The 23,421-nt window shown below is 63.7% G+C and carries 21 protein-coding genes; 6 read left to right on the top strand and 15 right to left on the bottom strand.

Annotated elements, in window-relative coordinates:
* Window positions 1-11 precede the first annotated feature (11 nt).
* Entirely contained in the window at window positions 12-1,991 is a 1,980-nt protein-coding gene (gene dnaG, locus BVH01_RS21285; RefSeq protein WP_075932244.1) for a DNA primase, read from the bottom strand.
* A 131-nt stretch (window positions 1,992-2,122) separates the two neighbouring features.
* Window positions 2,123-2,338 carry a 30S ribosomal protein S21 gene (gene rpsU, locus BVH01_RS21280; protein ID WP_003290642.1) on the bottom strand — a complete coding sequence of 72 codons (216 nt, stop codon included), beginning with the start codon at window positions 2,336-2,338 and terminating at the stop codon, window positions 2,123-2,125.
* Window positions 2,339-2,541: 203 nt separating this feature from the next.
* On the opposite strand from rpsU, the gene tsaD reads away from it, so the two are divergent.
* The gene (tsaD, locus tag BVH01_RS21275; protein WP_075932243.1) at window positions 2,542-3,567 is read left to right on the top strand and encodes a tRNA (adenosine(37)-N6)-threonylcarbamoyltransferase complex transferase subunit TsaD; all 1,026 of its coding nucleotides are present in this window, start codon (window positions 2,542-2,544) and stop codon (window positions 3,565-3,567) included.
* A 205-nt stretch (window positions 3,568-3,772) separates the two neighbouring features.
* On the opposite strand, the gene plsY is transcribed toward tsaD, so the two are convergent.
* Window positions 3,773-4,342: a glycerol-3-phosphate 1-O-acyltransferase PlsY gene (gene plsY, locus BVH01_RS21270; protein WP_075932609.1), complete on the bottom strand. Its 570-nt coding sequence runs from the start codon at window positions 4,340-4,342 to the stop codon at window positions 3,773-3,775.
* Between the two features lie 74 nt (window positions 4,343-4,416).
* On the opposite strand from plsY, the gene folB reads away from it, so the two are divergent.
* Both folB and folK read left to right on the top strand, forming a co-directional pair.
* On the top strand, window positions 4,417-4,773 hold the full coding sequence (folB, locus tag BVH01_RS21265; RefSeq protein WP_075932242.1) for a dihydroneopterin aldolase: 357 nt from the start codon (window positions 4,417-4,419) through the stop codon (window positions 4,771-4,773).
* Window positions 4,764-5,291, top strand: coding sequence for a 2-amino-4-hydroxy-6-hydroxymethyldihydropteridine diphosphokinase (gene folK, locus BVH01_RS21260; RefSeq protein ID WP_075932241.1), 528 nt, complete (start codon window positions 4,764-4,766; stop codon window positions 5,289-5,291). The genes folB and folK overlap by 10 nt, the downstream gene beginning before the upstream one ends.
* Here folK and BVH01_RS21255 read toward each other — a convergent pair.
* The 11 genes from BVH01_RS21255 to BVH01_RS21205 all read right to left on the bottom strand — a co-directional run bounded on the left by BVH01_RS21255 (window position 5,288) and on the right by BVH01_RS21205 (window position 19,760).
* Window positions 5,288-6,523 carry a multifunctional CCA addition/repair protein gene (locus BVH01_RS21255; RefSeq protein ID WP_075932240.1) on the bottom strand — a complete coding sequence of 412 codons (1,236 nt, stop codon included), beginning with the start codon at window positions 6,521-6,523 and terminating at the stop codon, window positions 5,288-5,290. The genes folK and BVH01_RS21255 overlap by 4 nt on opposite strands.
* Before the next feature lie 57 nt (window positions 6,524-6,580).
* Window positions 6,581-8,143, bottom strand: coding sequence for a SpoVR family protein (locus BVH01_RS21250; RefSeq protein ID WP_075932239.1), 1,563 nt, complete (start codon window positions 8,141-8,143; stop codon window positions 6,581-6,583).
* A complete protein-coding gene (locus tag BVH01_RS21245; protein ID WP_075932238.1) occupies window positions 8,140-9,411 on the bottom strand; it encodes a YeaH/YhbH family protein in 1,272 nt (423 codons plus the stop codon). The genes BVH01_RS21250 and BVH01_RS21245 overlap by 4 nt, the downstream gene beginning before the upstream one ends.
* A gap of 66 nt (window positions 9,412-9,477) precedes the next feature.
* The gene (locus BVH01_RS21240; protein WP_075932237.1) at window positions 9,478-11,400 is read right to left on the bottom strand and encodes a PrkA family serine protein kinase; all 1,923 of its coding nucleotides are present in this window, start codon (window positions 11,398-11,400) and stop codon (window positions 9,478-9,480) included.
* Between the two features lie 471 nt (window positions 11,401-11,871).
* Entirely contained in the window at window positions 11,872-12,201 is a 330-nt protein-coding gene (gene glpE / locus BVH01_RS21235; protein ID WP_075932236.1) for a thiosulfate sulfurtransferase GlpE, read from the bottom strand.
* Window positions 12,198-13,022: a symmetrical bis(5'-nucleosyl)-tetraphosphatase gene (locus tag BVH01_RS21230; protein ID WP_075932235.1), complete on the bottom strand. Its 825-nt coding sequence runs from the start codon at window positions 13,020-13,022 to the stop codon at window positions 12,198-12,200. Before BVH01_RS21230 ends, glpE begins: the two co-directional genes overlap by 4 nt.
* Window positions 13,023-13,289: 267 nt before the next feature.
* Window positions 13,290-13,670 (bottom strand): Co2+/Mg2+ efflux protein ApaG, encoded by a 381-nt coding sequence (apaG, locus tag BVH01_RS21225; protein WP_075932234.1) that lies wholly within the window; start codon window positions 13,668-13,670, stop codon window positions 13,290-13,292.
* A gap of 14 nt (window positions 13,671-13,684) precedes the next feature.
* Window positions 13,685-14,497, bottom strand: coding sequence for a 16S rRNA (adenine(1518)-N(6)/adenine(1519)-N(6))-dimethyltransferase RsmA (gene rsmA, locus BVH01_RS21220; RefSeq protein ID WP_075932233.1), 813 nt, complete (start codon window positions 14,495-14,497; stop codon window positions 13,685-13,687).
* Between the two features lie 126 nt (window positions 14,498-14,623).
* Window positions 14,624-15,622: a 4-hydroxythreonine-4-phosphate dehydrogenase PdxA gene (pdxA, locus tag BVH01_RS21215; RefSeq protein ID WP_371915617.1), complete on the bottom strand. Its 999-nt coding sequence runs from the start codon at window positions 15,620-15,622 to the stop codon at window positions 14,624-14,626.
* Between the two features lie 93 nt (window positions 15,623-15,715).
* Window positions 15,716-17,011 carry a peptidylprolyl isomerase gene (locus BVH01_RS21210; RefSeq protein WP_371915276.1) on the bottom strand — a complete coding sequence of 432 codons (1,296 nt, stop codon included), beginning with the start codon at window positions 17,009-17,011 and terminating at the stop codon, window positions 15,716-15,718.
* A complete protein-coding gene (locus tag BVH01_RS21205; RefSeq protein ID WP_075932230.1) occupies window positions 16,992-19,760 on the bottom strand; it encodes an LPS-assembly protein LptD in 2,769 nt (922 codons plus the stop codon). Before BVH01_RS21205 ends, BVH01_RS21210 begins: the two co-directional genes overlap by 20 nt.
* 124 nt (window positions 19,761-19,884) lie before the next feature.
* Here BVH01_RS21205 and BVH01_RS21200 point away from each other — a divergent pair, with 124 nt between their 5' ends.
* From BVH01_RS21200 to BVH01_RS21190, 3 genes are read left to right on the top strand one after another with little or no spacing between them, the layout of a single operon-like run.
* Entirely contained in the window at window positions 19,885-20,910 is a 1,026-nt protein-coding gene (locus BVH01_RS21200; protein ID WP_075932229.1) for an aminoglycoside phosphotransferase family protein, read from the top strand.
* Entirely contained in the window at window positions 20,907-21,578 is a 672-nt protein-coding gene (gene murU / locus BVH01_RS21195; RefSeq protein ID WP_075932228.1) for an N-acetylmuramate alpha-1-phosphate uridylyltransferase MurU, read from the top strand. The genes BVH01_RS21200 and murU overlap by 4 nt, the downstream gene beginning before the upstream one ends.
* Before the next feature lies 1 nt (window position 21,579).
* Window positions 21,580-22,338: a DnaJ domain-containing protein gene (locus tag BVH01_RS21190; RefSeq protein WP_075932227.1), complete on the top strand. Its 759-nt coding sequence runs from the start codon at window positions 21,580-21,582 to the stop codon at window positions 22,336-22,338.
* Between the two features lie 5 nt (window positions 22,339-22,343).
* On the opposite strand, the gene BVH01_RS21185 is transcribed toward BVH01_RS21190, so the two are convergent.
* Window positions 22,344-23,318 carry an alpha/beta hydrolase family protein gene (locus BVH01_RS21185; protein ID WP_075932226.1) on the bottom strand — a complete coding sequence of 325 codons (975 nt, stop codon included), beginning with the start codon at window positions 23,316-23,318 and terminating at the stop codon, window positions 22,344-22,346.
* Window positions 23,319-23,421: the final 103 nt, after the last annotated feature.

The raw sequence follows: 23,421 nt of genomic DNA, 5'->3' as shown, positions 1-23,421 counted from the left end.
CAGCTCGGCGCTCAGGCGCCAGTTGGGGTCTTGCTGGGCGAGTTCAGGCTGCTGTAATGCTCACGTAACAGAGCCTTTTCCTCGTCGGTGAGTTCGCTCGGGCTTTTTTGCATGATGCTGCGCAGAGCGGTTTCGCGTCGCCTCAGCGACTGGCTACGGGCAAGTGTAGTTATGGTGTCGAAAAACTGCCGTTCAAGGTTGTCGTGATCGATCAGCCATTCTTTTTCTGCCAGAACCTTGAGCAGGCGGCCCTGTTCGGTGCCGTGCCAGCGGGCGATCAGCTGCAGCGAACGCAGGTTCGGTTGCTTCTGCAAAGTGCCCACCAGGGCCACCAATAGTTGGGCGTATGTGTCGTCTTCGGCGGCGAAGTTGCTGACATCCTCGACTTTCTGCGCCAGCTCTGGATGATGCAGCAGGCTGCGCAGGGCGCTCAGGTGGGGCGATTCGACGCTCACCGCGGTGCGCGGCGGGTGGTAATCCTCGCGGCCTTTCTTCCACTTGCCACCGTCTTTCTTCCATTCACTCTTGCCGGGTTTGCGCGCCGGGCGTTCAAACGCCTGGGCGGGCGCGGCATGTTCTTCATAGCCTGGTGGTGCGTCGTAATAGGCGCTGTCGGGGATGGTTTCGAAGGGCGGCGCGTGATGGTCGTGGCTTTGCTGGGCGGGCGCGCTCGATTGCCGCGCAGGCGCCGCCTGTGGCTGGCCCATGGCGCTGGCATCCAGGCCGGTAATCTGGGTCAGGCGCTGGCGCATCAGGGCGCGTAGCGTGTTGCCGGGGATCTTGTCGATCAGCGGCGCAGCCAGGGTGACCAGATGCGCTTTGCCTTCCAGCGAGCGGGGGTCGGCCTCTTCGCTCAGTTGCTGGAAGAAGTAGTCGGCCAGCGGCTGGGCGTGTTGATGAATGCGCGCCTGGAAGGCATCGGTGCCTTCGCTGCGCACCAGGGTGTCCGGGTCTTCGCCGTCGGGCAGGAACAGAAAGCGTGCGCGGCGACCGTCCTGCAGGTTGGGCAGCGCGGCTTCCAGAGCGCGCCAGGCCGCATTGCGCCCGGCCTGGTCGCCGTCGAAACAGAACAGCACGCTGGGTACCAGGCGGAAGATCCGTTTGAGGTGCTCTTCGCTGGTGGCGGTACCCAGGGTCGCCACCGCGTTGCGCAGGCCTTGCTGTGCGAGGGCGATGACATCCATGTAGCCCTCGACCACCATGATCTCGTCGAGGTTGCGGTTGTGCTTGCGCGCCTCAAACAGGCCATAGAGTTCCTGGCCCTTGTGAAATACCGGGGTCTCGGGCGAGTTCAGGTACTTGGGCTTGTCGTCGCCCAGCACGCGGCCGCCAAAGGCGATCACCCGGCCGCGGCTGTCGTGAATGGGGAATATCACCCGGTCGCGAAAGCGGTCATAGCGTTTGCCGCTGTCCGGGTTCTCCACCAGCAGGCCGGCATCGATCATCGCCTTGTGCTGCAGGCTGTCACCGGCCAGATGCTTGAGCAGGTTGTCCCAGCCCGGCGGGGCGAAGCCGAGGCCGAAATCCCGGGCGATTTCCCCGGATAGGCCGCGACCTTTCAGGTACTCGACCGCGGCGCGGCGCTGCGGATGGCTTTTCAGGGCCTGGCGGTAATAGTCGGCAGCCGACTTGAGCAGCGCGTAAAGTGGCGAGTCGGTGGCCTGGCGAGGTTTACCGCCGCGGCCGCTGTCCTCGCGCGGCACTTCCATGCCGGCGCGCTTGGCCAGTTCCTCGACGGCCTGGGGAAACTCCGTCTGGTCGTGATCCATCACGAAACCCAGGGCGTTGCCACCCGCACCGCAGCCGAAGCAGTAGTAGAACTGCTTGTCCGGGCTGACCGTGAAGGATGGAGTCTTTTCCTTGTGGAACGGGCAGCAGGCGCTGTAGTTCTTGCCGGTCTTCTTCAGCTGGATGCGCGAACTCACCACATCGACGATGTCGGTGCGGTTGAGCAGGTCGTCGATGAAGGATTGTGGGATCAGGCCGGCCATAGACGCTCAGGGTGTCCAGAAGATGTAGCGGCACAAACGCAAAAACTCCGCCATTTCGCCAGTAGGCGATGCGGAGTTCTTGGCGATGATGCCCGGCCGAGCCGGGCATTCGGGCGTTGCGTGTACGCTAATTAGTACAGGCGAACGCTGCGGCGCTGTTCGCGCTGCACTTTCTTGGCGTGACGCTTAACAGCGGCAGCGGCTTTGCGCTTACGCTCGGCGGTCGGCTTTTCGTAGAATTCGCGGCTACGAACTTCGGCCAGAACACCGGCTTTTTCGCAGGAGCGCTTGAAACGACGCAGAGCTACGTCGAAGGGTTCGTTCTCTTTAACTTTGACGGCTGGCATCCAGGGCTACCTTCTTTATTACCGGAGGTTTGTGTCTTCCTGGCAACGGCACGGAAAGATCACAGGTTTTTAAGGGTTGCGGATGTTACCGCCTCGTCAAGCGGAATGCAAAGCCTCTGATCGAAAAGCACTGGTCTGGGCCGCCGAGCGGCGATTATCATGCCGGCCTTTTACGCTGGGCAAGCGGCAGAGAAGGCGAAACCATGCTGGTTCTGGGATTGGAAACTTCGTGCGACGAGACCGGTGTCGCGCTTTACGACAGCGAACGCGGCCTGCTCGCCGATGCGCTGTTCAGTCAGATCGACCTGCACCGCGCCTATGGTGGTGTGGTGCCGGAGCTGGCCTCGCGTGACCATGTCAAGCGCATGCTGCCGTTGATCCGCCAGGTGCTGGACGAGGCGGGTTGCGTGGCCACCGATATCGACGCCATCGCCTACACCGCCGGGCCCGGTCTGGTGGGTGCGCTGCTGGTGGGTGCCTCCTGCGCCCAGGCCCTGGCGTTCGCCTGGGACATTCCCGCCATTGGCGTGCACCACATGGAAGGCCACTTGCTGGCGCCCATGCTCGAGCCGACGCCGCCGGCGTTTCCGTTCGTCGCCCTGCTGGTGTCGGGCGGCCATACCCAGTTGGTGCGCGTCGACGGCATCGGCCAGTACCAGCTGCTTGGCGAGTCCCTGGACGACGCGGCCGGCGAAGCCTTCGACAAGACCGCCAAACTGATGGGCCTGCGTTACCCCGGTGGTCCGGAAATCGCCCGCCTCGCCGAGCGCGGCATTCCGGGGCGTTTCGTGTTCCCGCGACCGATGACCGATCGCCCGGGCCTGGATTTCAGCTTCAGTGGCCTCAAGACCTTCACCCTCAATACCTGGCAGCAGTGTCAGGACAGCGGTGATGACAGCGAGCAGTCCCGCTGCGACGTGGCACTGGCTTTCCAGCAGGCGGTGGTCGAGACGCTGACCATCAAATGCCGTCGCGCGCTCAAGCAGACCGGCCTGAGCAATCTGGTAATCGCGGGCGGAGTGAGTGCCAACCGGGCGCTGCGTACGTCGCTCGAAGACATGACGGCAGCGCTGAAGGGCAACGTGTTTTATGCGCGTCCGGCATTCTGTACCGACAATGGTGCAATGATCGCCTACGCCGGTTGCCAGCGTTTGCTGGCCGGGCAGCATGAGGAATTGGCGATCACCGTGCAGGCCCGTTGGCCGATGGAGCAGTTGCCGGCGTTGTGAGGGTTGGTGTGTTGGTGATGTGCGGGTGAAGGGGCGGCTAGAAAGCAAAAGCGTATATCGGCGCATTATCTGTGGGAGCGGGCGGGGACGCCCAGTCCATGCCCGCGATTTTTCGCGCGCATGGCTCGGCGACAGGCCGCTTTCGCCACCCTGCATCATTTTTTTCATCGAAAGGTAAGCCTGCGCTGTCACGAGCAGGCGCTGATCAGAAATGCCGTTCGCGGCCGGCCCACAGGTCGCGCAGGTTACGGCGGTGGCGCCAGACGATCAGCCCGCTGAGTACGCACATCGGCAGCAGCGCCGCCGGTTGTTGCCAGGCCAGCAGCGGCAGTGTCAGGGGCGCGGCGGTGAGTGCCGCCAGGGAGCTGGTGCGGGTCAGGGTGAAGGTCAGCAGCCAGGCGCCGAGCGCCAGCAGCGCGGCCGGTGGGTAGAGCCCCAGCAGCATGCCGGCTGCCGTGGCGACGCCCTTGCCGCCGCGAAAGCGAAAGTAGCTCGGGTAGAGGTGGCCGATCACCGCGGCCAAGCCCAGCCAGGCCTGCTCTCGAATGGTGAAATCGAGGTAGGCGGCGATCAGTACCGGCAGCAAACCTTTGAACAGATCGCCAATCAGCGTGAGAATGGCTAAGCGTTTGCCCGCCACCCTGAGCATGTTGGTGGCGCCGGGGTTGCCCGAACCGCTGGCGCGCGGGTCTGCCAGGCCGGTCATGCGGCTGAGCAGGATAGCGAAGGACAGCGAGCCGAGCAGGTAGGCGAGGGTCGCCAGTAACCAAAACATGGTATCCATTCCGCGCCGGGGGATGGCCGATTCTAACGAGGTGCGGCGAGCTTGTCGTGCCGTGGAGAGCATGCTTGGACACAGTGTTTATCGCAGGGCTGGAAGTCGACACCGTCATCGGTGCCTACGACTGGGAACGCACCATCCGCCAATGCCTGCAGCTGGATCTGTGGCTGGGCTGGGACAATCGTCCGGCCGCCTTGGACGATGACCTCAGCAAGGCCCTGGATTACGCCACGCTGTCGACGCGCATCCAGGCTTTCGCCAGCGAATCCCAGTTCATCCTCGTGGAAACCTTCGCCGAGCGCCTGGTGGCGCTGCTGATGAGCGAATTCGACATTCCCTGGGTGCGCTTGCGTGTGACCAAGCCGGGCGCTGTGCCGGCGGCCCGTGGTGGTGTCGGTGTGGAGATCGAGCGCGGATGTCGCTAACGCCAATCCTGTTGGGCCTGGGCAGCAATATCGAGCGCGAGGCGCACCTGTGCGCCGGGCTCGATGCCCTGGCCGAAATCGTCACCGACATGCGCTGCTCGCCGGTCTTCGAAAGCCTGGCGGTGGGCATCAAGAGCGGCCCGTTCTTCAACCTGGTGATCGCCGGGCGCACGGCGCTGCCGCTGACCGAGCTGGATCGGCGGTTGAAATTCATCGAGGCCGACAACGGTCGTTATGCGCCGGACCGCAAGGGCTTGCCGCTGGATATCGACGTACTGACCTATGGCGAGCTGGTGGGCAATTTCGATGGCCTGGTGCTGCCCCGGGCGGAAATCCTCAAGAATGCCTTCGTGCTGCGGCCGCTGGCCTTGCTGGTGCCCGAGGCCGAACATCCGGGCGCAGGCCGGCGCTTTGCCGATCTTTGGCGAGACGCGCGTATTGAGCAGCAGCTATGGCCGGTCTCGTTCCAATGGCGCGGCGTGGAGCTGACGCCGCCCGAGCTTCTACCTTCGCCTTAACCGGTTTTCTCGCTGGCCTGCTTGAAGGCTTTCAGCGCGGTGAGGCGCTCACGATTGAGCGCCTCACCCAGCTCTGCGCCCTTGTAGCCGCGCTCCAGCAGCGGCTGCACGGCCACCTCGCGTACCGCGGCCATGGCGGCCAGCAGATAGGCCGCCTGGGGATAGTCACGATCCTCCAGGCCATGACGACCCCGGGCATCCATTTCACACGCCGCCACGAAGGCCACGAAGCGTTGTGGGCGACGGAACACGTCGAAGCGTTGCATCAGCTCCAGCAATGTCGAGGCGCGTAGCTCAAGCGCACGATGGGCGTGGGTGTGAAATTCGCCGACCAGCTCGGCCAGCTCCTGGCATTCCCGTGGCACCTTGCAGCGTTTGTTGATCGCCTCGATCAGTCCGATGCCACGGTGCTCGTGGGCGATATGCCGCGGCCACTCGGCGGGATCGGTCAGCCCCTTGCCGACATCGTGCAGCAGGCAGGCCCAGCGCACGGGCAGTGGCTGCTCGTGCCTGGCGCACTGGCGTAGCACCGCCAACACATGCTCACCGGTATCGATTTCCGGGTGATGAGCCGCGGGCTGGGGCACGCCGAACAGCCGGTCGACCTCCGGCAGCATGGCGGCCAGGGCGCCGCACTCGCGCAGTACCTGAATGAAAACGTCCGGGCGCGGCTCCATCAGTGCCCGGGAAATCTCCTTCCAACTGCGTTCCGGGGTCAGGGCATCCAGCTCGCCGGACTCGGCCAGTTGGCGCATCAGCTCGAGCGTCTCGGGTGCCACGCTGAAGCCCAGTGGCGCGTAGCGGGCCGCGAAGCGGGCGACGCGCAGCACGCGCAGCGGGTCTTCGGCGAAGGCAGGCGAAACGTGGCGCAGTTGCTTGGCCTGGAGGTCGCGCTGGCCGCCGTAGGGGTCGATCAGGTTGCCCTGCTGATCTTCAGCGATGGCATTGATGGTCAGGTCGCGGCGGATCAGGTCTTCTTCCAGCGTTACTTCGGGGCTGGCGTGAAAGGTGAAGCCGCCATAGCCACGGCCGCTCTTGCGTTCGGTGCGGGCCAGGGCATATTCCTCGCCCGACGTCGGGTGCAGGAACACCGGAAAGTCCGCGCCCACCGGGCGATAGCCCTGTTCCAGCAGGGTGTCCGCCGTGGCGCCGACCACCACCCAGTCGATCTCGGTCACCGGGCGGCCGAGCAGGCGGTCGCGCACGGCGCCACCGACTTTGTAGATTTGCATAGAAGTCTCCGTCATGCGCAGAGGATACCCGCTGTGCCGGAGGCTGTCGTCGCGCGGTTACAGCGTAGGGATATGCAGATCCAGACGTGGGTGGTCGCCATCCTGTGCTGCATCGTTTCTCGGTGGCACGTGCTGGGTGTTGACGATCCGATCGCCCTGCAGCGTCTGCAGGTGAATGTCGAAACCCCAAAGGCGGTGCAGGTGCTTGAGCACTTCTTCGGTGGAACTGCCCAGCGGCTTGCGGTCGTGCTGGAAGTGGCGCAGGGTCAGCGAGCGGTCGCCGCGGCGATCAATGCTCCATATCTGCACGTTGGGCTCACGATTGCCGAGGTTGTACTGAGCCGCAAGGGTTTCACGGATGGTGCGATAGCCCGGCTCGTCGTGGATGGCCGGCACGCTGAGTTCGTCTTTCTGGTCGTCGTCGAGAATGCTGAACAGCTTCAGGTCGCGAATCACCTTGGGCGACAGGTACTGCAGGATGAAGCTTTCGTCCTTGAAGCTGGTCATGGCGAATTTCAGGGTGCTCAGCCAATCGCTGCCGGCGATGTCCGGGAACCAGCGGCGATCCTCTTCGGTGGGCTCCTCGCAGATGCGGCGAATGTCGCGGTACATGGCGAAGCCCAGGGCGTAGGGGTTTATTCCACTGTAGTAGGGGCTGTCGAACGACGGCTGGAACACCACGCTGGTGTGCGACTGCAGGAACTCCATCATGAAACCGTCGGTGACCAGGCCTTCGTCGTACAGATCGTTCATCAACGTGTAATGCCAGAAGGTCGCCCAGCCTTCGTTCATCACCTGGGTCTGGCGTTGTGGATAGAAATACTGGGCGATCTTGCGCACGATGCGGATCACTTCACGCTGCCAGGGCTCGAGCAGCGGGGCGTGTTTCTCCAGGAAATACAGGATGTTTTCCTGGGGTTCGGCGGGAAAGCGCTTGTTGTCGCTCTCGTCGGTTTTGCTCGCGCTCTTGGGAATGGTGCGCCACAGGTCATTGATCTGCCGCTGCAGGTGCTCTTCGCGATCCTTCTGGCGACGGCGCTCTTCCTCGGCGGAAATGGGGTAGGGGCGCTTGTAGCGGTCCACGCCGTAGTTCATCAATGCATGGCAGGAGTCGATCAGGTCCTCGACCGCATCGATGCCATGGCGCTCCTCGCACTGGGTGATGTACTGCTTGGCGAACACCAGGTAGTCGATGATCGAACTGGCGTCGGTCCAGGTGCGGAACAGGTAGTTGCCCTTGAAGAAGCTGTTGTGCCCGTAGCAGGCGTGGGCGATCACCAGGGCCTGCATGGTGATGGTGTTTTCCTCCATCAGGTAGGCGATGCACGGGTCGGAGTTGATCACGATCTCGTACGCCAGGCCCATCTGCCCGCGGCTGTAGGATTTCTCGGTGCTGAGGAACTGCTTGCCGTACGACCAGTGGTGATAACCCAGCGGCATGCCGACGGACGCGTAGGCGTCCATCATCTGCTCGGCGGTGATTACCTCGATCTGGTTGGGGTAGGTGTCGAGGGCATAGCGCTCGGCCAGCCGGCTGATTTCCCGGTCGTAGTCGCGAATCAGCTCGAAGGTCCATTCCGAGCCCGTGGACAGGGGCTGGCGTTTCTTGTTGCTGCTCATGTGGCGAGCCTCCGCTGAAACAGTTCGCGGAATACCGGGTAGATGTCACCCGCCGATACCAGTTGCTGTTGGGCGAAGGTTTCGCCGAAGGCTTCGGCCACTCGCTCGTACTCGAACCACAGCGCCTGGTGCTCGCGTGGGGTGATCTCCACGTAGGTGAAGTACTGCACGAAGGGCATGATCTGCTTGATCAGGATATCCCGGCAAATCGGCGAGTCGTCGTTCCAGTTGTCGCCGTCCGAAGCCTGGGCACCGTAGATGTTCCATTCGTTGGCCGGGTAACGCTCGGCCATGATCTCCTGCATCATCTTCAATGCACTGGAGACGATGGTGCCGCCGGTTTCCCGGGAATAGAAGAACTCTTCCTCGTCCACTTCCTTGGCACTGGTGTGGTGGCGTATGAACACCACGTCGATCTTGTCGTAGTTCCGCTTGAGAAACAGGTACAGAAGGATGAAGAAGCGCTTGGCGACGTCCTTGGTGGCCTGGGTCATCGAGCCGGAGACGTCCATCAGGCAGAACATCACCGCCTTGGAACTGGGGTTGGGGTGCTTGACCAGCAGGTTGTACTTGAGGTCGAAGGTGTCGAGAAACGGGATGCGATGAATGCGCGCGCTGAGGCGCTCGATCTCGGCTTCGAGCAGCTGGATGTCGCTGAAGTTGTCCGGCTCTTCGCGGCGCAGGCGCTCAAGGTCGGCCTTCACCTCGCGCAGCTTGGCCCGGCTGCTGCCCGATAACGCGATGCGCCGGGCATGGGCCGAGCGCAGTGTGCGCACGATGTTGATGCGTGACGGGTTGCCCTCGCTGCTGATGCCCGCGCGTACGGTCTTGAAGGTTTCCGCGCCGGTCAGATGGCGCTTGACCAGATTGGGCAGCTCCAGATCCTCGAACATGAAGTCCAGGAACTCTTCCTGGGTGATCTGGAACACGAACTCGTCCATGCCCTCGCCGGAGTTGCTGGCCTTGCCGGCACCCTGGCCGCCGCCACCGCCTTGTGGGCGTGGAATCCGTTCGCCGGCGACGAACTCCTTGTTGCCGGGGTGCACGACGGTCTGCTTGCCGCCGCGGCCGTGGTGCAGCACCGGCTCGTCGATGTCGCGGCCGGGAATACTGATCTGCTCACCGTGCTCCATGTCGGTGATGGAACGGCGGCTGACGGCGTCCTCCACCGCCTTTTTGATGTGGTCGCGATAGCGGCGAATGAACCGCTGGCGGTTCACCGTGCTCTTGTTCTTGCCATTGAGGCGACGGTCGATCACGTAGCTCATACAAGCCCTCCGGGCACTGCTGATGCAGGCCACGGCGAGATGACCGTGGCCCGCAGCAGAGGCCGCTTACTGCGATTTACGTACGCGCAGATACCACTCGGACAGCAGGCGCACCTGCTTCTCGGTGTAGCCGCGCTCGACCATGCGTTTGACGAAGTCGTTGTGCTTCTGTTGATCCTCCTTGCTGGCCTTGGCGTTGAAGCTGATGACCGGCAGCAGATCCTCGGTGTTGGAGAACATCTTCTTCTCGATCACCACTCGCAGCTTTTCGTAGCTGAGCCAGGTCGGGTTCTTGCCGTTGTTGTTGGCCCGGGCGCGCAGCACGAAGTTGACGATCTCGTTGCGGAAATCCTTCGGATTACTGATGCCAGCCGGCTTCTCGATCTTCTCCAGTTCCTCGTTGAGGGCCACGCGGTTGAGAATTTCCCCGGTCTCGGGATCACGGTACTCCTGATCCTGAATCCAGAAGTCGGCGTACAGCACGTAGCGGTCGAAGATGTTCTGGCCGTACTCGCTGTAGGACTCCAGATAGGCGGTCTGGATTTCCTTGCCGATGAACTCGATATAGCGCGGCGCCAGGTATTCCTTGATGAAGCGCAGGTAGCGCTCACGTACCTCGCCCGGGAACTGTTCCTGTTCGATCTGCTGCTCGAGCACATAGAGCAGGTGCACCGGGTTGGCGGCCACTTCGTGCGGGTCGAAGTTGAAGACCTTGGAGAGAATCTTGAAGGCGAAGCGGGTCGACAGGCCGTTCATGCCTTCGTCCACGCCCGCTGCGTCGCGGTATTCCTGGATCGACTTGGCCTTGGGATCTGTGTCCTTGAGGTTTTCGCCGTCGTAGACGCGCATCTTCGAGTAGATGTTGGAGTTCTCCGGCTCCTTGAGGCGCGACAGGGTGGAGAACTGGGCGAGCATTTTCAGGGTGTCGGGGGCGCAATGGGCGTTGGCCAGGGAGCTGCTGACCAGCAGCTTGTCGTAAATCTTGATCTCGTCGCTGACGCGCAGGCAGTACGGCACCTTGACGATGTAGATGCGGTCGATGAACGCCTCGTTGTTCTTGTTGTTGCGGAAGGTGTGCCACTCCGATTCGTTGGAGTGGGCCAGCAGGATGCCGTTGTAGGGAATGGCGCCCAGCCCTTCGGTGCTGTTGTAGTTGCCTTCCTGGGTGGCGGTGAGCAGCGGGTGCAGCACCTTGATCGGCGCCTTGAACATCTCGACGAATTCCATCAGGCCCTGGTTGGCCCGGCACAGCGCGCCCGAATAGCTGTACGCGTCGGCATCGTTCTGCGGAAATTCCTCGAGCTTGCGGATATCCACCTTGCCGACCAGGGCGGAAATGTCCTGGTTGTTCTCGTCGCCCGGCTCGGTCTTGGCGATGGCGATCTGGTTGAGGATCGACGGGTAGAGCTTGACCACGCGAAACTGGCTGATGTCACCGCCGAACTCGGCCAGGCGCTTGCTGGCCCAGGGCGACATGATGCTGCCCAGGTAGCGCCGGGAAATGCCGTAGTCCTCTTCGAGGATCGCAGCGTCCTCGGCGGCGTTGAACAGGCCCAGCGGTGACTCGAACACCGGTGAACCCTTGATGGCGTAGAAGGGCACCTTTTCCATCAACTGCTTGAGCTTCTCGGCCAGCGAGGATTTGCCGCCGCCGACCGGACCGAGCAGGTAGAGGATTTGCTTCTTCTCTTCCAGGCCCTGAGCAGCGTGACGGAAGTAGGAAACGATCTGCTCGATGCATTCTTCCATGCCGTGAAAGTCGGCAAAGGCGGGGTAACGGCGAATCACCTTGTTGGAAAAGATGCGCGACATCCGCGGATTATGGGAAGTATCGAGCAGCTCCGGTTCGCCGATGGCCATCAGCAAGCGCTCGGACGCGCTGGCGTAGGCGCTGCGATCCTGCTTGCACAGTTCGAGGTACTCCTGCAGGGAGTACTCCTCCTGGCGCGTCGCCTCGAATCGTTGTTGGAAGTGACTGAAAATGCTCATGACTTCACCTCGCTCGATGCTGGGAGCCGGCCGGGATCGGTCGAGCGGGTGCATGCAGACTCGGCGCTCGCGCTGCCGAGATGAATCCCCCAAACACCCCTTTGGTCAGTCAGAACCTCATGGTCGGCTGTCCGTCGCATGGCAGGTTGAGGACAGCCGCCTTGCGTGTCTCGCGCAAGGCGTATCGGCTGCCTTCTCCCGCCTGACCCTGTGTCGCGTGGCTCTGGCTGGCTGCTGAAGGTGAGTACCGATGGCCCGTTCGGCCGGTTGGCCGGCTACCTGAATTGGGATGGCCTAAGACAAGGATAGTTGGTAATCGGCAAGGTCAAGGCGCAATTGCCGTGCGAAACGTCATGGCGACGCCGCGCAGGCACCCAAGCCCAGCATTGGCGGGGGGCTGGCGAAGGAAAATATTTATGCCGAGCCATCTTCCGGGCGCCGCGGCGGCGCGGAAGATGGCCTGTGGCCATGTCACTCGGCCTGGCTGGCTTCGGTGTCCTGGGGATAGGTGCTGCGCCACAGTTCGAAGCCGCCGTCGAGGCTGTAGACCTCAGAGAACCCTTGGCCGACCAGATAGGCTGCGGCGCTCTGGCTGGAATTGCCGTGATAGCAGGTGACGATCAGCGGGGCATCGAGATCTGCCCTGGCGATGAAGTCAGCCAGCGAATAGTTATCCAGGTGCTGGGAGTCGCTGATGTGGCCGGCCGCGAAGCTTTGCGGATCGCGGATGTCGACCACCACGGCGCCTTTTTCGCGCAGTGCCTGGGCCTGCTCGGGGGCGATGCGTTTGAACTCGCTCATGCTGTTTCCTCGCTACAGTCGCAGCGATGGTACTCGCCGCTATCGATGTTCATCAGGGTCATGCTGCCGCCCCAGACGCAGCCCGAATCCAGGGCAAACACACCGGGTTCGTCGCAGTGGCCTTCAAGGGCCGCCCAGTGGCCGAAGATGATCTTCTGGTCACGTGTCTTGCGGTGCTTGTGGCTGAACCAGGGTATATAGCCGGCTGGTGCGGTATCCAGGCCTTCCTTGCTCTTCAGGTCCAGGGTGCCGTCGGCCTTGCAGAAGCGCATGCGGGTGAAATAGTTGGTGATCACCCGCAGCCGGGCGATGCCCTGCAGTTCCTTGTCCCAGCGCGCCGGCTCGTTACCGTACATGCCGTCGAGAAACATCGGGTACAGGGCGTCGTCGCGCAGCGCGTTCTCGACTTCGGCCGCGCGGCGCAGCGCCTTGCCGATGTGCCACTGCGGCGGTATGCCGGCGTGTACCAGAGCGGTGTCGCGCTGTTCATCGTAATGCAGCAGCTTCTGCTGGCGCAGCCAGTCCAGCAGCTCGTCGCGATCCGGCGCCTCGAGGATCTCGCGCAGGGTGTCGCCTCGCTTGAGGCGCTCGATATTGCGCGAGGCGGCGAGCAGGTGCAGGTCATGATTGCCCAGCACGCAGACCAGCGCATCGCGCATGCCGTACAGAAAACGCAGGGTCTCCAGGGAGGCCGGGCCGCGGTTGACCAGGTCACCCACCAGCCACAGTCGGTCACGGGCCGGATCGAAGGCCACGCGTTCGAGCAAGCACTGCAGCGGCTTCAGGCAACCCTGCAGGTCGCCGACGGCATAGGTAGCCATTAGGGTCTACCCCCGTTTCGTCGTGAGCCGCGTTGCTGCGAAAAATTGCACCAGGTAAGGCGCGAGGCGCAGGTAATGGTCGCTCCCTTGCCAAGCCTCGCAACGCAGCATGGTGCAATTTTTCGCGCAACCCGAAGGGCCGGGCCACTTTTTGCGCGATGCTGCGTTATTCGTCGTTCATTTGGAATAACCAAACTTTTCTCCTCATGCCTTGCCTCGCGCAAATAGTGGCTCCGGCGCGGCCACGAACGAAACGGGGGTAGACCCTTAGTGCAGGGCGCCTGGAACGGCGAGGCGGAAGGGCGCGATCGGCGCATCGAAGCGCTGGCCGTCGTCAGCCAGCATCTGATAGCTGCCTTGCATGGTGCCGACCTGGGTGGCCAGCAGCGTGCCGCTGCTGTAGCGGTGACTTTCGCCCGGAGCGATCAGCGGTTGTTCGCCGATCACGCCTGCGCCGCGCACTTCCTGAACCTGGCCGTTGCCGTCGGTGATCACCCAGTGGCGCGCCAGCAATTGCGCCGGCAGCTCGCCGGCGTTGTGGATGGTCACGTCGTAGGCGAAAGCGAAGCGGTTCTGCTCGGGCTGCGACTGCGCTGGCAGGTAGCGGGTGACGATGTTGACGTCGATCTGGTAACGAGGGTCGGACATGGGCACTCGATCAATCAGGTGGGCGAAGGCGCGGGTTGCAGGGCCAGCTGGTCGGCCAGGCGCACGAAAGCGGCCAGATCCAGCTGCTCGGGGCGCAGGCTGCCATCGACGCCGGCCGCTTCGATCTCGCTGGCCGGCAGCAGTGCCTTGAGGGTGTTGCGCAAGGTCTTGCGGCGCTGGTTGAAGGCTTCGCGAACCACCCGTTCGAGCAGGCGATGATCCTTGGCCGGGTGCGGTAGCACCTTGTGCGGCATCAGGCGCACGATGGCCGAGTCGACCTTGGGCGGCGGGTTGAAGGCCCCCGGGCCGACGTTGAACAGGTGTTCCACCTGGCAGTGGTACTGCACCATGATCGACAGCCGGCCCCAGTCGCCGCCACCGGGGCCCGCGGCCAGACGCTCGACCACTTCCTTCTGCAACATGAAGTGCATGTCGCGGATCAAGTGGGCGTTGTCCAGCAGATGAAAAATCAGCGGCGTGGAGATGTTATAGGGCAGGTTGCCGACCACCCGCAGGCTGTTGGGCGCTGCCTGCAGACTCGAGAAGTCGAATTTCAGGGCATCGCCCTGGTTCAGGCGAAAGCGCGGCTGGTCGGCGAACTTGGCCTGCAGGATCGGAATCAGGTCCAGATCCAGCTCGATCACGTCCAGTTGGGCGCCACTGTTGAGCAGGCCTTCGGTCAGTGCGCCCTGGCCTGGACCGATCTCCAGCAGGTGCTCGCCTTCGCGGGCATGGATGGCGCGCAGGATACGGTGAATCACCCCGGCGTCATGAAGGAAGTTCTGGCCGAAGCGCTTGCGCGCGCGGTGTTGGTAAGGCTCGGACATCTGAAAAGCAGCTCCAGGCTTCAAGCTGCAAGCATCAAGCAAGCGCGTAAAGCGGTCAGGCGAAAACGCGCAGTTTAGCAGGGAACGCCCGTCGAGCGGCGGCGCTCGCCGCTCCTGGCCTGTCGTTCATGGGAGCAGGCGGCTGTGCGCCATCTCGTAGGCGGTTTCCAAGGCGACCTGCAGGCTGCCGCAGTCGATGCGGCCGGTGCCGGCAAGATCCAGGGCGGTGCCGTGGTCGACCGACGTGCGGATGATCGGCAGGCCCAGGGTCACGTTGACGGCTGCGCCGAAGCCTTTGTACTTGAGCACCGGCAGACCCTGGTCGTGATACATGGCGAGCACCGCGTCGCAATGTTCCAGGTGTTTGGGCGTGAACAGCGTATCGGCCGGCAGTGGGCCGACCAGATCCATACCCTCGGCGCGTAACTGCTTGAGGGCAGGTTCGATGATCTCGATCTCCTCGCGGCCCAGGTGGCCGCCTTCGCCGGCATGGGGGTTGAGGCCGCAAACCAGGATGCGCGGCCTGGCGATGCCGAACTTGTCGCGCAGATCGGCCTGCAGGATACGGGTCACGCGCTGCAGGCGCTCGGCGGTGATGGCGCTGGCAACGTCCTTGAGCGGCAGGTGGGTGGTGACCAGGGCGACCCGCAAGCCGCGGGTCGCCAGCATCATCACCACCTGGGGCGTGCCGGTCAGGTCGGCAAGAAATTCGGTATGGCCGGAAAAGGCCATGCCCGCCTCGTTGATGATGCCCTTGTGTACGGGGGCGGTGATCAGCCCATCGAAGCTGCCGTCCACGCAGCCCTCGGCCGCTCGGGTCAGTGTTTGCAGAACGTAGGCGGCATTGGCTTTGCTCAATTGGCCGGCGATCACCGGTTCACCCAGCGGCGTATCCCACACGTACAGGCTGCCGGCGGGGGCGGGCTGGGTTGGCCAGCCATCGGCTGCGACATCGATCAGCTCGATCTGCAGCCCCAGCTCCGCCGCGCGAGCTTGCAGCAATGCGCGACTGGCGACGCAGATCAGTGCATGGGCCTGTTGCTCACGGGTAAGCAGCAGGCATAGATCCGGGCCGATACCGGCAGGTTCTCCTGGGGTGAGGGCGAAGCGCAGGCTGTCTGGCATCATTCGGTCTCTAGGCGGGCGACTATGAGTCTAGTCCGGGCATAAATGAAAAAGCCCGGCGCTGGGCCGGGCTCGGGTGGCGTTCAGGCTGGGTTACAGCTTGATTTCCACATAGGCTTCGTCGCGAATCTGGCGCAGCCAGGTTTGCAGCTCTTCTTCATACTTGCGGTTGCGCAGCAGGTTCAGCGCCTGTTGCTCGCGAACCTGCTCGCTGCTATCGGTGGCGCGGCGGCCCATGACCTGCAGCACGTGCCAGCCGAACTGGCTTTTGAACGGCTTGGAAACCTCACCGCTGGCGGTGTTGTTCATCACCTCGCGGAATTCCGGCACCAGGGCATTCGGGTCGATCCAGCTCAGGCTGCCGCCGTTGAGGGCCGAGCCTGGGTCTTCGGAGAAGTTCTTCGCCAGCTCGGCGAAATCTTCCCCCGACTCGATACGCTGATACAGGCGCTCGGCCAGTACCTTGGCCTCGGCGTCGGTACGGATTTCGCTTGGTTTGATGAGGATGTGGCGCACGTTCACTTCATCACGCACGGCCGCCGCTTCACCGCCACGCTTCTCCAGCACCTTGAGCAGGATGAAGCCGCCTGGTGTGCGGATCGGCTCGGTAACATCGCCAACGGCCATGGCGCTGATCATGCTGTCGAACGGTGGTGGCAACTGCGCGGCCTTGCGCCAGCCCATGTCGCCGCCGTCCAGTGCGGTTTCGCTGGCCGAGTTGGCAATCGCCAACTGGCCGAAATCAGCGCCCTGGCGAGCTTGCTGGTAGAGATCCTGAGCACGGCGCTCGGCGGCTTGCAGGGCGTCGGAGGAAGCGTCTTCCTGGACCGGGATGACGATATTGGCCAGGCGAAACTCTTCGGACAGCTGCATCTTGCCCAGGTCAGAGGCGAGGAAGTTCTTCACTTCCTGCTCGGTGACCTGAATGCGCTCCGCCACGCGACGCTGGCGCACACGGCTGATGATCATCTCGCGGGAAACCTGATCGCGGGCGTCGTTGAACGACAGGCCGTCCTTCGCCAGGGCATCGCGGAACTGCTCGATGGTCATGCCGTTGCGCTGGGCAATGGTGGCCATGGCCTGGTTGAGCTCTTCGTCGCTGATGCGAATGCCGGAGCGCTCGCCCATCTGCAGCTGGATGTTCTCCAGAATCAGGCGATCCAGCACCTGCTGGGTCAGCACGTTGGCCGGCGGTACTTCGGAGCCGCGCTTGGCGATGGTCTGTTGCACCTCGCGCACCCGGGCGTCGAGTTGGGTCTGCATGATCACGTCGTTATCGACGATCGCCACCACGCGGTTGAGAGGCTGTACGTCGGCATGCGCCGCCGTACCCAGAAACAGTGCGCCCAGCAGCAGCGGGCGCACGCACTCAGCGAGCTTGCTCTTCACGTTCACGATAACCTTGAATGCCTTGGTCGAGGAATGTCTCAACGTTGTTGCCAGTCACGCCACCCAGGCCTTTGAGGACGATCTGCAGGAAGATGCCGCTGTCGGACTGATCATTACGCGAGGGGTTGAGGCTGACCTCGTCGTAGTCGATCCAGTAGCGGTTGATGACGCGCAGTTTCCAGCAGCAACTGTCGTACTCGAAGCCGCCAAAGGCTTCCAGGGTACGGTTGCGACCGTAGTCGTACTGCCAGCGCGAGATCAGGCTCCACTGCGGGCCGATTGGCCAGATGACCGAGAAGTCATGCTGGCTGATCTTGTAGTAGTCCTTGATGAAGGTGTCCGTACCTGGCGTACCGTAATCGCTGCCATAACCCCAGCGACCGGTGCTCTGGTCGTAGTTGAGGGTATCGTTGCGGTAGCGATAACCGGCATTGACGATCTTGCGTGGGTTGTCGGCCGGCTGGTAGTGGAACATGGCGCTGCCGGAACGGGTGCGGTGGCTATCCGGATCCCAGTTGAAGTCCGAGGTGAAGCGCCAGTCCTGGTTGTAGCGGTACATGTATTCCAGGGCGTAGGGCGATACCGATGACTGCGCCTCATCGCGGGTGCGGTAGTCGATACCCGGCATCTGCACCTTGCGGTCTTCGAAATAGAAGGCCTGGCCGATGCTGAAGCGCTGACGCTCGAAGCCATTCGGCTCGATCCAGCGGCTGGTCACGCCGAGGGAAATCTTGTTCTCGTCGCCGATACGGTCCTTGCCGCTGAAGCGATTTTCACGCCACAGCGAGGAGTAATTGAAGGTGCTCTCGCTGGTGTCGAAGATCGGGATATCGGTCTGGTCTTCTTCCGGCACGTAGAGATAGAACAGGCGCGGCTCGAGGGTCTGGCGAGCCTCGCGACCGAACAGGGAGGTCTGGCGGTCGAAGTACAGGCCGCTGTCGACGCTGAATAGGCCGACACCACGGCTTTGGCTGCTGCTGTACTGTTCGTCGGCCAGCAGCGTTTGCTTGCCGCGCTGATCTAGATCCAGGTCGTAGTTGGTCTGCAGGTACTTGATCTGCGGTTTGACGTAGCCCCAACTCCAGTCCAGCGGCAGGCTTACGCCTGGCTCCACATGCAGGCGGGTGCCGTTGGCGCGTGCCAGACCCTGCACGTTGAAATCGTTCCACGGGCCTTCGACGTTGCCATTCTGATCGATGTAGTTACCGTTGCGCAGGTCACGCTCGAAACGAACCAGTTCGGTGCCGTAGGTGAAGTTCAGGCCACCCGGCTCGAACGGCAGCTTGCCATCCAGGGTGATCTGCGGCAGGCGATCATAAGGCGTGACATCGGTGATGGTGGCCAGCTCGTACGCATGGGCGTTCAGACGAGCGGTGTAGCTGTCACCGCGCCAGGTCAGCGTACCGCGCTGGTTGACGTAGCTGGACGTTTCGATACCCAGATCGGTCTTCAGATCCTGGAAGTAGTAGGGATCGCTGATATCGGTGTAATCGACCTCGGCCAGCAGGCGGTCGTTGAGGCCCTGCGTGTGCTGCCAGCTGTACATCCAGCGCTGGTCCTTGTAGCCCGACTGCAGTTTACGCTCGTCTTCCTGGTCGTCCAGGTAGGCCGCGCCGACCTGGCCTTCGCTGTTGCGGGTCAGGTAGCGGTACTCGCCTTCGAGCAGCAGGCCGCGTTTGGCCATGTAGGTCGGGTACAGCGTGGCGTCGAAGTTCGGCGCCAGGTTGAAGTAGTACGGGGTCTGCAGGGTCAGGCCGTTGCTGCCCGAACTGCCGAAGCTCGGCGGCAGGAAACCGGACTGGCGACGGTCGTCGATCGGGAAATAGATGTACGGCGTGTAGAAGACCGGAAAATCCTTGACCCGCAGCGTGACGTTGGTCGCGGTGCCGAAACCGGTCGCCGGGTTCAGGGTGATGTTGTTACCGGTCAGATGCCAGGCGTTGCTGCCCGGTTCGCAGCTGGTATAGGTGCCATCCTTGAGGCGGATGATCGCGGTTTCTTCACGCTTGGCGTAGGCGGCGCTGCCGCGCACGTGGGCGGCGTGCATCACGTACTCGGCGTTGTCGATGCGTGCTTCGCCGTTGTCGAGCTGCAGCTCGCCACGGTCACCGACCACCAGGGCGCCCTTGTCGCGCAGGCGGACGTTGCCGACCAGCTCGCCACGGTTCTCGGCCTGGTGCAGGTTGGCTTCGTCGGCTTCGACCTGCATGCCGGCCTGACGTACGACCACGTCACCGGCGAGGGTCGCGACCTGCTCTTCCTGCTGGTAGCGCGACGCCTTGGCCGATACGAACATCGGCGCTTCGCTCATCGGCGTGGTGTCGTTCATGCCCGGGCGGGTAGGCTCGATGTAGGCGCCGGAGCAAGCCGGGCCGATCTCTGCCAGCTGCGCGCTGGTGAGTTTTTCACGCGGCACCCAGTCCAGGTGGCTGTAGTCGGCACTGCGCGATGCCAGGGCACGGCCACCGGCTTCGGTCACTTGCGTCGGCGCGGCCTTGGTATCAGGCTTGGCAGCCGCCGCAGTCGTGGCGGTACCTGCGCTTACCGAGTTGGCGCTGTGGGTCGGCCGGCTCGGCAGGGCGGCGTTGCTGGTTTTCGGCGCACAAGCCCAGCCGCCGGTTGGCGATGCCTGGCAGTCGAATTGTTCGGCAGCGGTGGCGAATGGGCTGGCGAAGGGCTGCAGGGCCAACAGGCCACCCGTTACCAGAAGCGGGAATTTCTTGCGAAAAGCGGGGTATTTTACTGCCATCTTGTTTTCCGGGCTTCCTGTGCGCTTTTGGCCCAGGGGCCGCACGCCTCTCGATGGGCTGAAAAAGATGCTGGATAATAAAGCATGACCCGCGCAACGGCTAGCGCCGTCGGAGACCCTTGCAATGCCTGATCACGATGTACGTTTGCAACGCCTGCAGCAATGGCTCGAGCCGCAGCTGCAGGCCCTGTTCGCTACCAATGGCTGGGGCCAGGTGCCGGATGCGGTGCTGCAGCCGGCCAGCAGCGATGCCAGTTTTCGCCGATATTTCCGCTGGGAGGCGGCCGCACGCAGCCTGATCGTGATGGACGCGCCGCCGCCGCAGGAGAACTGCCAGCCATTCGTCGAGGTGGCCAATCTGCTGGCCCGTGCCGACCTGAACGTGCCGCAGATCCACGGGGCGGATCTCGAACAGGGCTTTCTGTTGCTCAGTGATCTGGGCCGCCAGACCTACCTGGACGTGATCGATAGCGACAATGCCGATCAGCTGTTCGCGCCCGCCATCGATGCCTTGCTGGCCTATCAGCAATTGCCGATGGACGCCGACTTGCCGCACTACGACGACGCCCTGCTGCGCCGCGAGCTGCAATTGTTTCCGGATTGGTACGTTGCCCGCGAGCTCGGCCTTACCCTGAATGCCGATCAGCAGGCCGCCTGGCAGCGTATCTCCACGCTGTTGATCGACAGCGCCCTGGCGCAGCCCAAGGTGCTGGTGCACCGCGACTACATGCCGCGCAATCTGATGATCAGCGAGCCCAATCCCGGCGTGCTGGATTTTCAGGACGCCGTCTACGGGCCGGTCACCTACGACATCACCAGTCTGTTCAAGGATGCTTTCCTCAGTTGGCCCCAGGCGCGCGTGCAGGGCTGGTTGGAAGGCTACTGGCACAAGGCCCGCGCAGCCGGCGTTCCCGTACAGGATGAGCTGGCGGACTTCCTGCGTGCCAGTGACCTGATGGGCGTGCAACGCCACCTCAAGGTGATCGGCATCTTCGCGCGCATCTGCCATCGCGACGGCAAGCCACGATACCTGGCCGACGTGCCGCGCTTCTTCGCCTATATAGATGACGTGCTCGTGCGGCGCCCGGAGCTGGCCGAGCTCGGCCAGCTGATCGGGCAATTGAAAGGCGCCGCGGAGGCCAATCGATGAAGGCGATGATTCTGGCTGCCGGCAAGGGCGAGCGGCTGCGACCGCTGACCTTGCACACGCCCAAGCCGCTGGTACGCGCTGCCGGCGTGCCGCTGATCGAATATCACGTGCGCGCTTTGGCGCGCGCCGGCTTCACCGAACTGGTGGTCAATCATGCCTGGCTCGGCCAGCAGATCGAAGATTATCTGGGCGATGGCGAGCGCTACGACATGCGCATTCGCTACTCGGCTGAAGGTGAGCCGCTGGAAACCGGTGGCGGCATTTTCAAGGCGTTGCCGTTGCTCGGTGACGAGCCATTTGTGGTAGTCAACGGCGATATCTTCACCGATTTCGATTTTTCGACCCTGCGCAGGCCGTTCAGCGAAACAGCGCACCTGGTGCTGGTGGATAACCCGGTCCACCATCCAGCGGGCGACTTCCGCCTTGCAGAGGGGCTCGTGGCGGATGCCGGAGCCGGTGACGCCAGCCTGACCTACAGCGGTATTGCCGTGCTCAGCCCAGCATTGTTCGCGGGCTGCCAGCCCGGCGCGTTCAAGCTCGCGCCGCTGCTCAGGGCGGCGATGGCCGGCCGGCAGGTGACGGGTGAGCACTTCACCGGACGCTGGGTGGATGTCGGCACCCACGAGCGCCTGGCCGAGGTGGAATCGCTGCTGCAGGGCGAGCGCTGATATGTACTGGCCGCTGACCTTGGTGGGCGCGTTGGCCGGCTTCGCCCTGGCGAGCATTCCTGGGCTGCTGCTCGGCGGCCTGCTCGGCCAGGTGCTGGATCGACGCCTCGGCTTGCGTGGCTGGAAGACCCTGGGCGAGCGGCTGGTCGGCAAGCCCGCCGTACGCGATGACGCCTTGTTGTTCGTCATGCTCGGCCGTCTGGCCAAGAGCGATGGCGTGGTACAGCAGGCGCACATTCGCCAGGCCCGTGCAGAAATGCAGCGCCTGGCGCTGGGCGAAGCCGGCAGGGCGGCAGCCATCGAAGCGTTCTCGCGGGGCAAGACCGGCCAGGACAACCTGCGTGGCCCGCTGCTGCGCCGCCGTGACGAGGCCCAGGAACTGCTGCGCGCGTGTTGGCGTATGGCCTGGGCCGACGGCAAGGTGGGCCAGGCCGAGCGCGAGCTGATCCTGTTGTGGGGCAAGTGGCTGGGGATCGCCGTCGAGGCCCAGGAGGCGCTTAGCGACGCCTACTCACCGCGCCGCGGCCCGCCGACCGCCGCTGCCGACAGCTATCAACAGGCACTGCGCCTGCTTGGCGTGACCGCCGACAGTGACGTCCAGCAGATCAAGAAGGCCTATCGCCGCCTGCTCAGCCGCCATCACCCCGACAAGATGGCCGGCAGCGGCGCGGCGCCCGAGAAAGTGCGCGAGGCCACCGAGGCGACCCGCGAGCTGCACCATGCCTACGCGCTGATTCGTCAGCGCCGGGGCTTCCGCTAGGGCGGCTACTTGGCGCCGCCGGCGTGCTTGTCCAGCCAGCCGCGCAGGCGTCGGAACAGCTGTTCCTGGGCGACATCGGGATTACCCGGCAAGGCATCCAGGCTGATCTGCACCAGTGCGGGCTGTTTCTGGCGCTGACTCAGTTGCTTGCGTGCCAGGGCCGCTTGCCGCGCGCTGGCGCTGTCGCGGTAATAGAAGTCGCCGACCTTGGCAGTGAGCTGCGCCAGCAGGTCATTGAATGGCGCGTCGAAGCCTTCCGGCTGGCGGGTGTCCACCAACACCAGGTGGGTCACGTTGGCGGGCTTGCGCTCGGCGATGTAGCGCGCCGCCCAGTAGGCGCCACTGCCGTGGCCAAGCAGCACCACGACCTTGGCCTGCTGCTGCCCGGCAAAGGCGATGCCGGCATCGATACGGGCAAAGACCCGCTCGACGTGAGCCGCGCGGGCCGCTTCGGCGTCAGGCGATGGCGCCTCGTTGGCGGGCGCTGGCGCGGTGGGTTCCGGCGCTTTCTCGGCGCCGGGCTGCGCAGCTTTGTCGGCGCCGCCCGCGGCTGGCTCGACGAGGCGCACGGGCAGGTTGGCGCCCTGCGGGTCCGGCAGGGTCAGGCTGAGGCTATGCCAGCCGGCGTCGGGCAGTTTGCGGCGCAGCGGGCCGACGGTCGGCGGCGCGTCGGCGCTTTCATCGTCGCCTGGCAGCAGGATCACCGCGCCCATGGGCGCCGGGTCGTTGGCCGGTCGCCAAAGGGCCAGAAAGGTCGAGCCGGCGGCGTCGAGCTGCTGCTGTTCGCTGGCTGCCAGCTGGCGCTCCAGGGCCGAGGCCTCCAGGTCGCTGCGCTCGGTCAGCGGCGCCCGTTGCTCGGGCTTGGCCTCGCCCTTGTCGGCGCCTTCGGCGGGCGGGCTCTGTTCGGCATGCACGGCCAGGGCGCTGGCCAGCAGGCTCAGGCACAGGGCATAGCGGGGCAGATGGCGAAGAGGAGTCATGGCAAGGCCTGCAAGGGGAATGCGGCCAGCCTAATCACTTGTCGTGGATTTGTCAGATTCTGATGGTGCTTAATGGCAGCGTCTGCCCCGGTCCTCTCGCCCG

Origin of the sequence: Pseudomonas sp. PA1(2017) (assembly GCF_001945375.1) — a bacterium.
GTDB lineage: Bacteria > Pseudomonadota > Gammaproteobacteria > Pseudomonadales > Pseudomonadaceae > Aquipseudomonas.
Note: the sequence above shows the minus strand (reverse complement) of the source record. Positions and strands in the feature narration are given on the sequence as shown.

Excerpts from the sequence above, each read along its gene's own strand:
- dnaG (WP_075932244.1), bottom strand. The coding sequence starts at position 1,991 with ATGGCCGGCCTGATCCCACAATCCTTCATCGACGACCTGCTCAACCGC.
- rpsU (WP_003290642.1), bottom strand. The coding sequence starts at position 2,338 with ATGCCAGCCGTCAAAGTTAAAGAGAACGAACCCTTCGACGTAGCTCTG.
- tsaD (WP_075932243.1), top strand. The coding sequence starts at position 2,542 with ATGCTGGTTCTGGGATTGGAAACTTCGTGCGACGAGACCGGTGTCGCG.
- plsY (WP_075932609.1), bottom strand. The coding sequence starts at position 4,342 with ATGTTTTGGTTACTGGCGACCCTCGCCTACCTGCTCGGCTCGCTGTCC.
- folK (WP_075932241.1), top strand. The coding sequence starts at position 4,764 with ATGTCGCTAACGCCAATCCTGTTGGGCCTGGGCAGCAATATCGAGCGC.
- BVH01_RS21255 (WP_075932240.1), bottom strand. The coding sequence starts at position 6,523 with ATGCAAATCTACAAAGTCGGTGGCGCCGTGCGCGACCGCCTGCTCGGC.
- BVH01_RS21250 (WP_075932239.1), bottom strand. The coding sequence starts at position 8,143 with ATGAGCAGCAACAAGAAACGCCAGCCCCTGTCCACGGGCTCGGAATGG.
- BVH01_RS21245 (WP_075932238.1), bottom strand. The coding sequence starts at position 9,411 with ATGAGCTACGTGATCGACCGTCGCCTCAATGGCAAGAACAAGAGCACG.
- BVH01_RS21240 (WP_075932237.1), bottom strand. The coding sequence starts at position 11,400 with ATGAGCATTTTCAGTCACTTCCAACAACGATTCGAGGCGACGCGCCAG.
- glpE (WP_075932236.1), bottom strand. The coding sequence starts at position 12,201 with ATGAGCGAGTTCAAACGCATCGCCCCCGAGCAGGCCCAGGCACTGCGC.
- BVH01_RS21230 (WP_075932235.1), bottom strand. The coding sequence starts at position 13,022 with ATGGCTACCTATGCCGTCGGCGACCTGCAGGGTTGCCTGAAGCCGCTG.
- apaG (WP_075932234.1), bottom strand. The coding sequence starts at position 13,670 with ATGTCCGACCCTCGTTACCAGATCGACGTCAACATCGTCACCCGCTAC.
- rsmA (WP_075932233.1), bottom strand. The coding sequence starts at position 14,497 with ATGTCCGAGCCTTACCAACACCGCGCGCGCAAGCGCTTCGGCCAGAAC.
- pdxA (WP_371915617.1), bottom strand. The coding sequence starts at position 15,622 with ATGCCAGACAGCCTGCGCTTCGCCCTCACCCCAGGAGAACCTGCCGGT.
- BVH01_RS21205 (WP_075932230.1), bottom strand. The coding sequence starts at position 19,760 with ATGGCAGTAAAATACCCCGCTTTTCGCAAGAAATTCCCGCTTCTGGTA.
- BVH01_RS21200 (WP_075932229.1), top strand. The coding sequence starts at position 19,885 with ATGCCTGATCACGATGTACGTTTGCAACGCCTGCAGCAATGGCTCGAG.
- murU (WP_075932228.1), top strand. The coding sequence starts at position 20,907 with ATGAAGGCGATGATTCTGGCTGCCGGCAAGGGCGAGCGGCTGCGACCG.
- BVH01_RS21190 (WP_075932227.1), top strand. The coding sequence starts at position 21,580 with ATGTACTGGCCGCTGACCTTGGTGGGCGCGTTGGCCGGCTTCGCCCTG.
- BVH01_RS21185 (WP_075932226.1), bottom strand. The coding sequence starts at position 23,318 with ATGACTCCTCTTCGCCATCTGCCCCGCTATGCCCTGTGCCTGAGCCTG.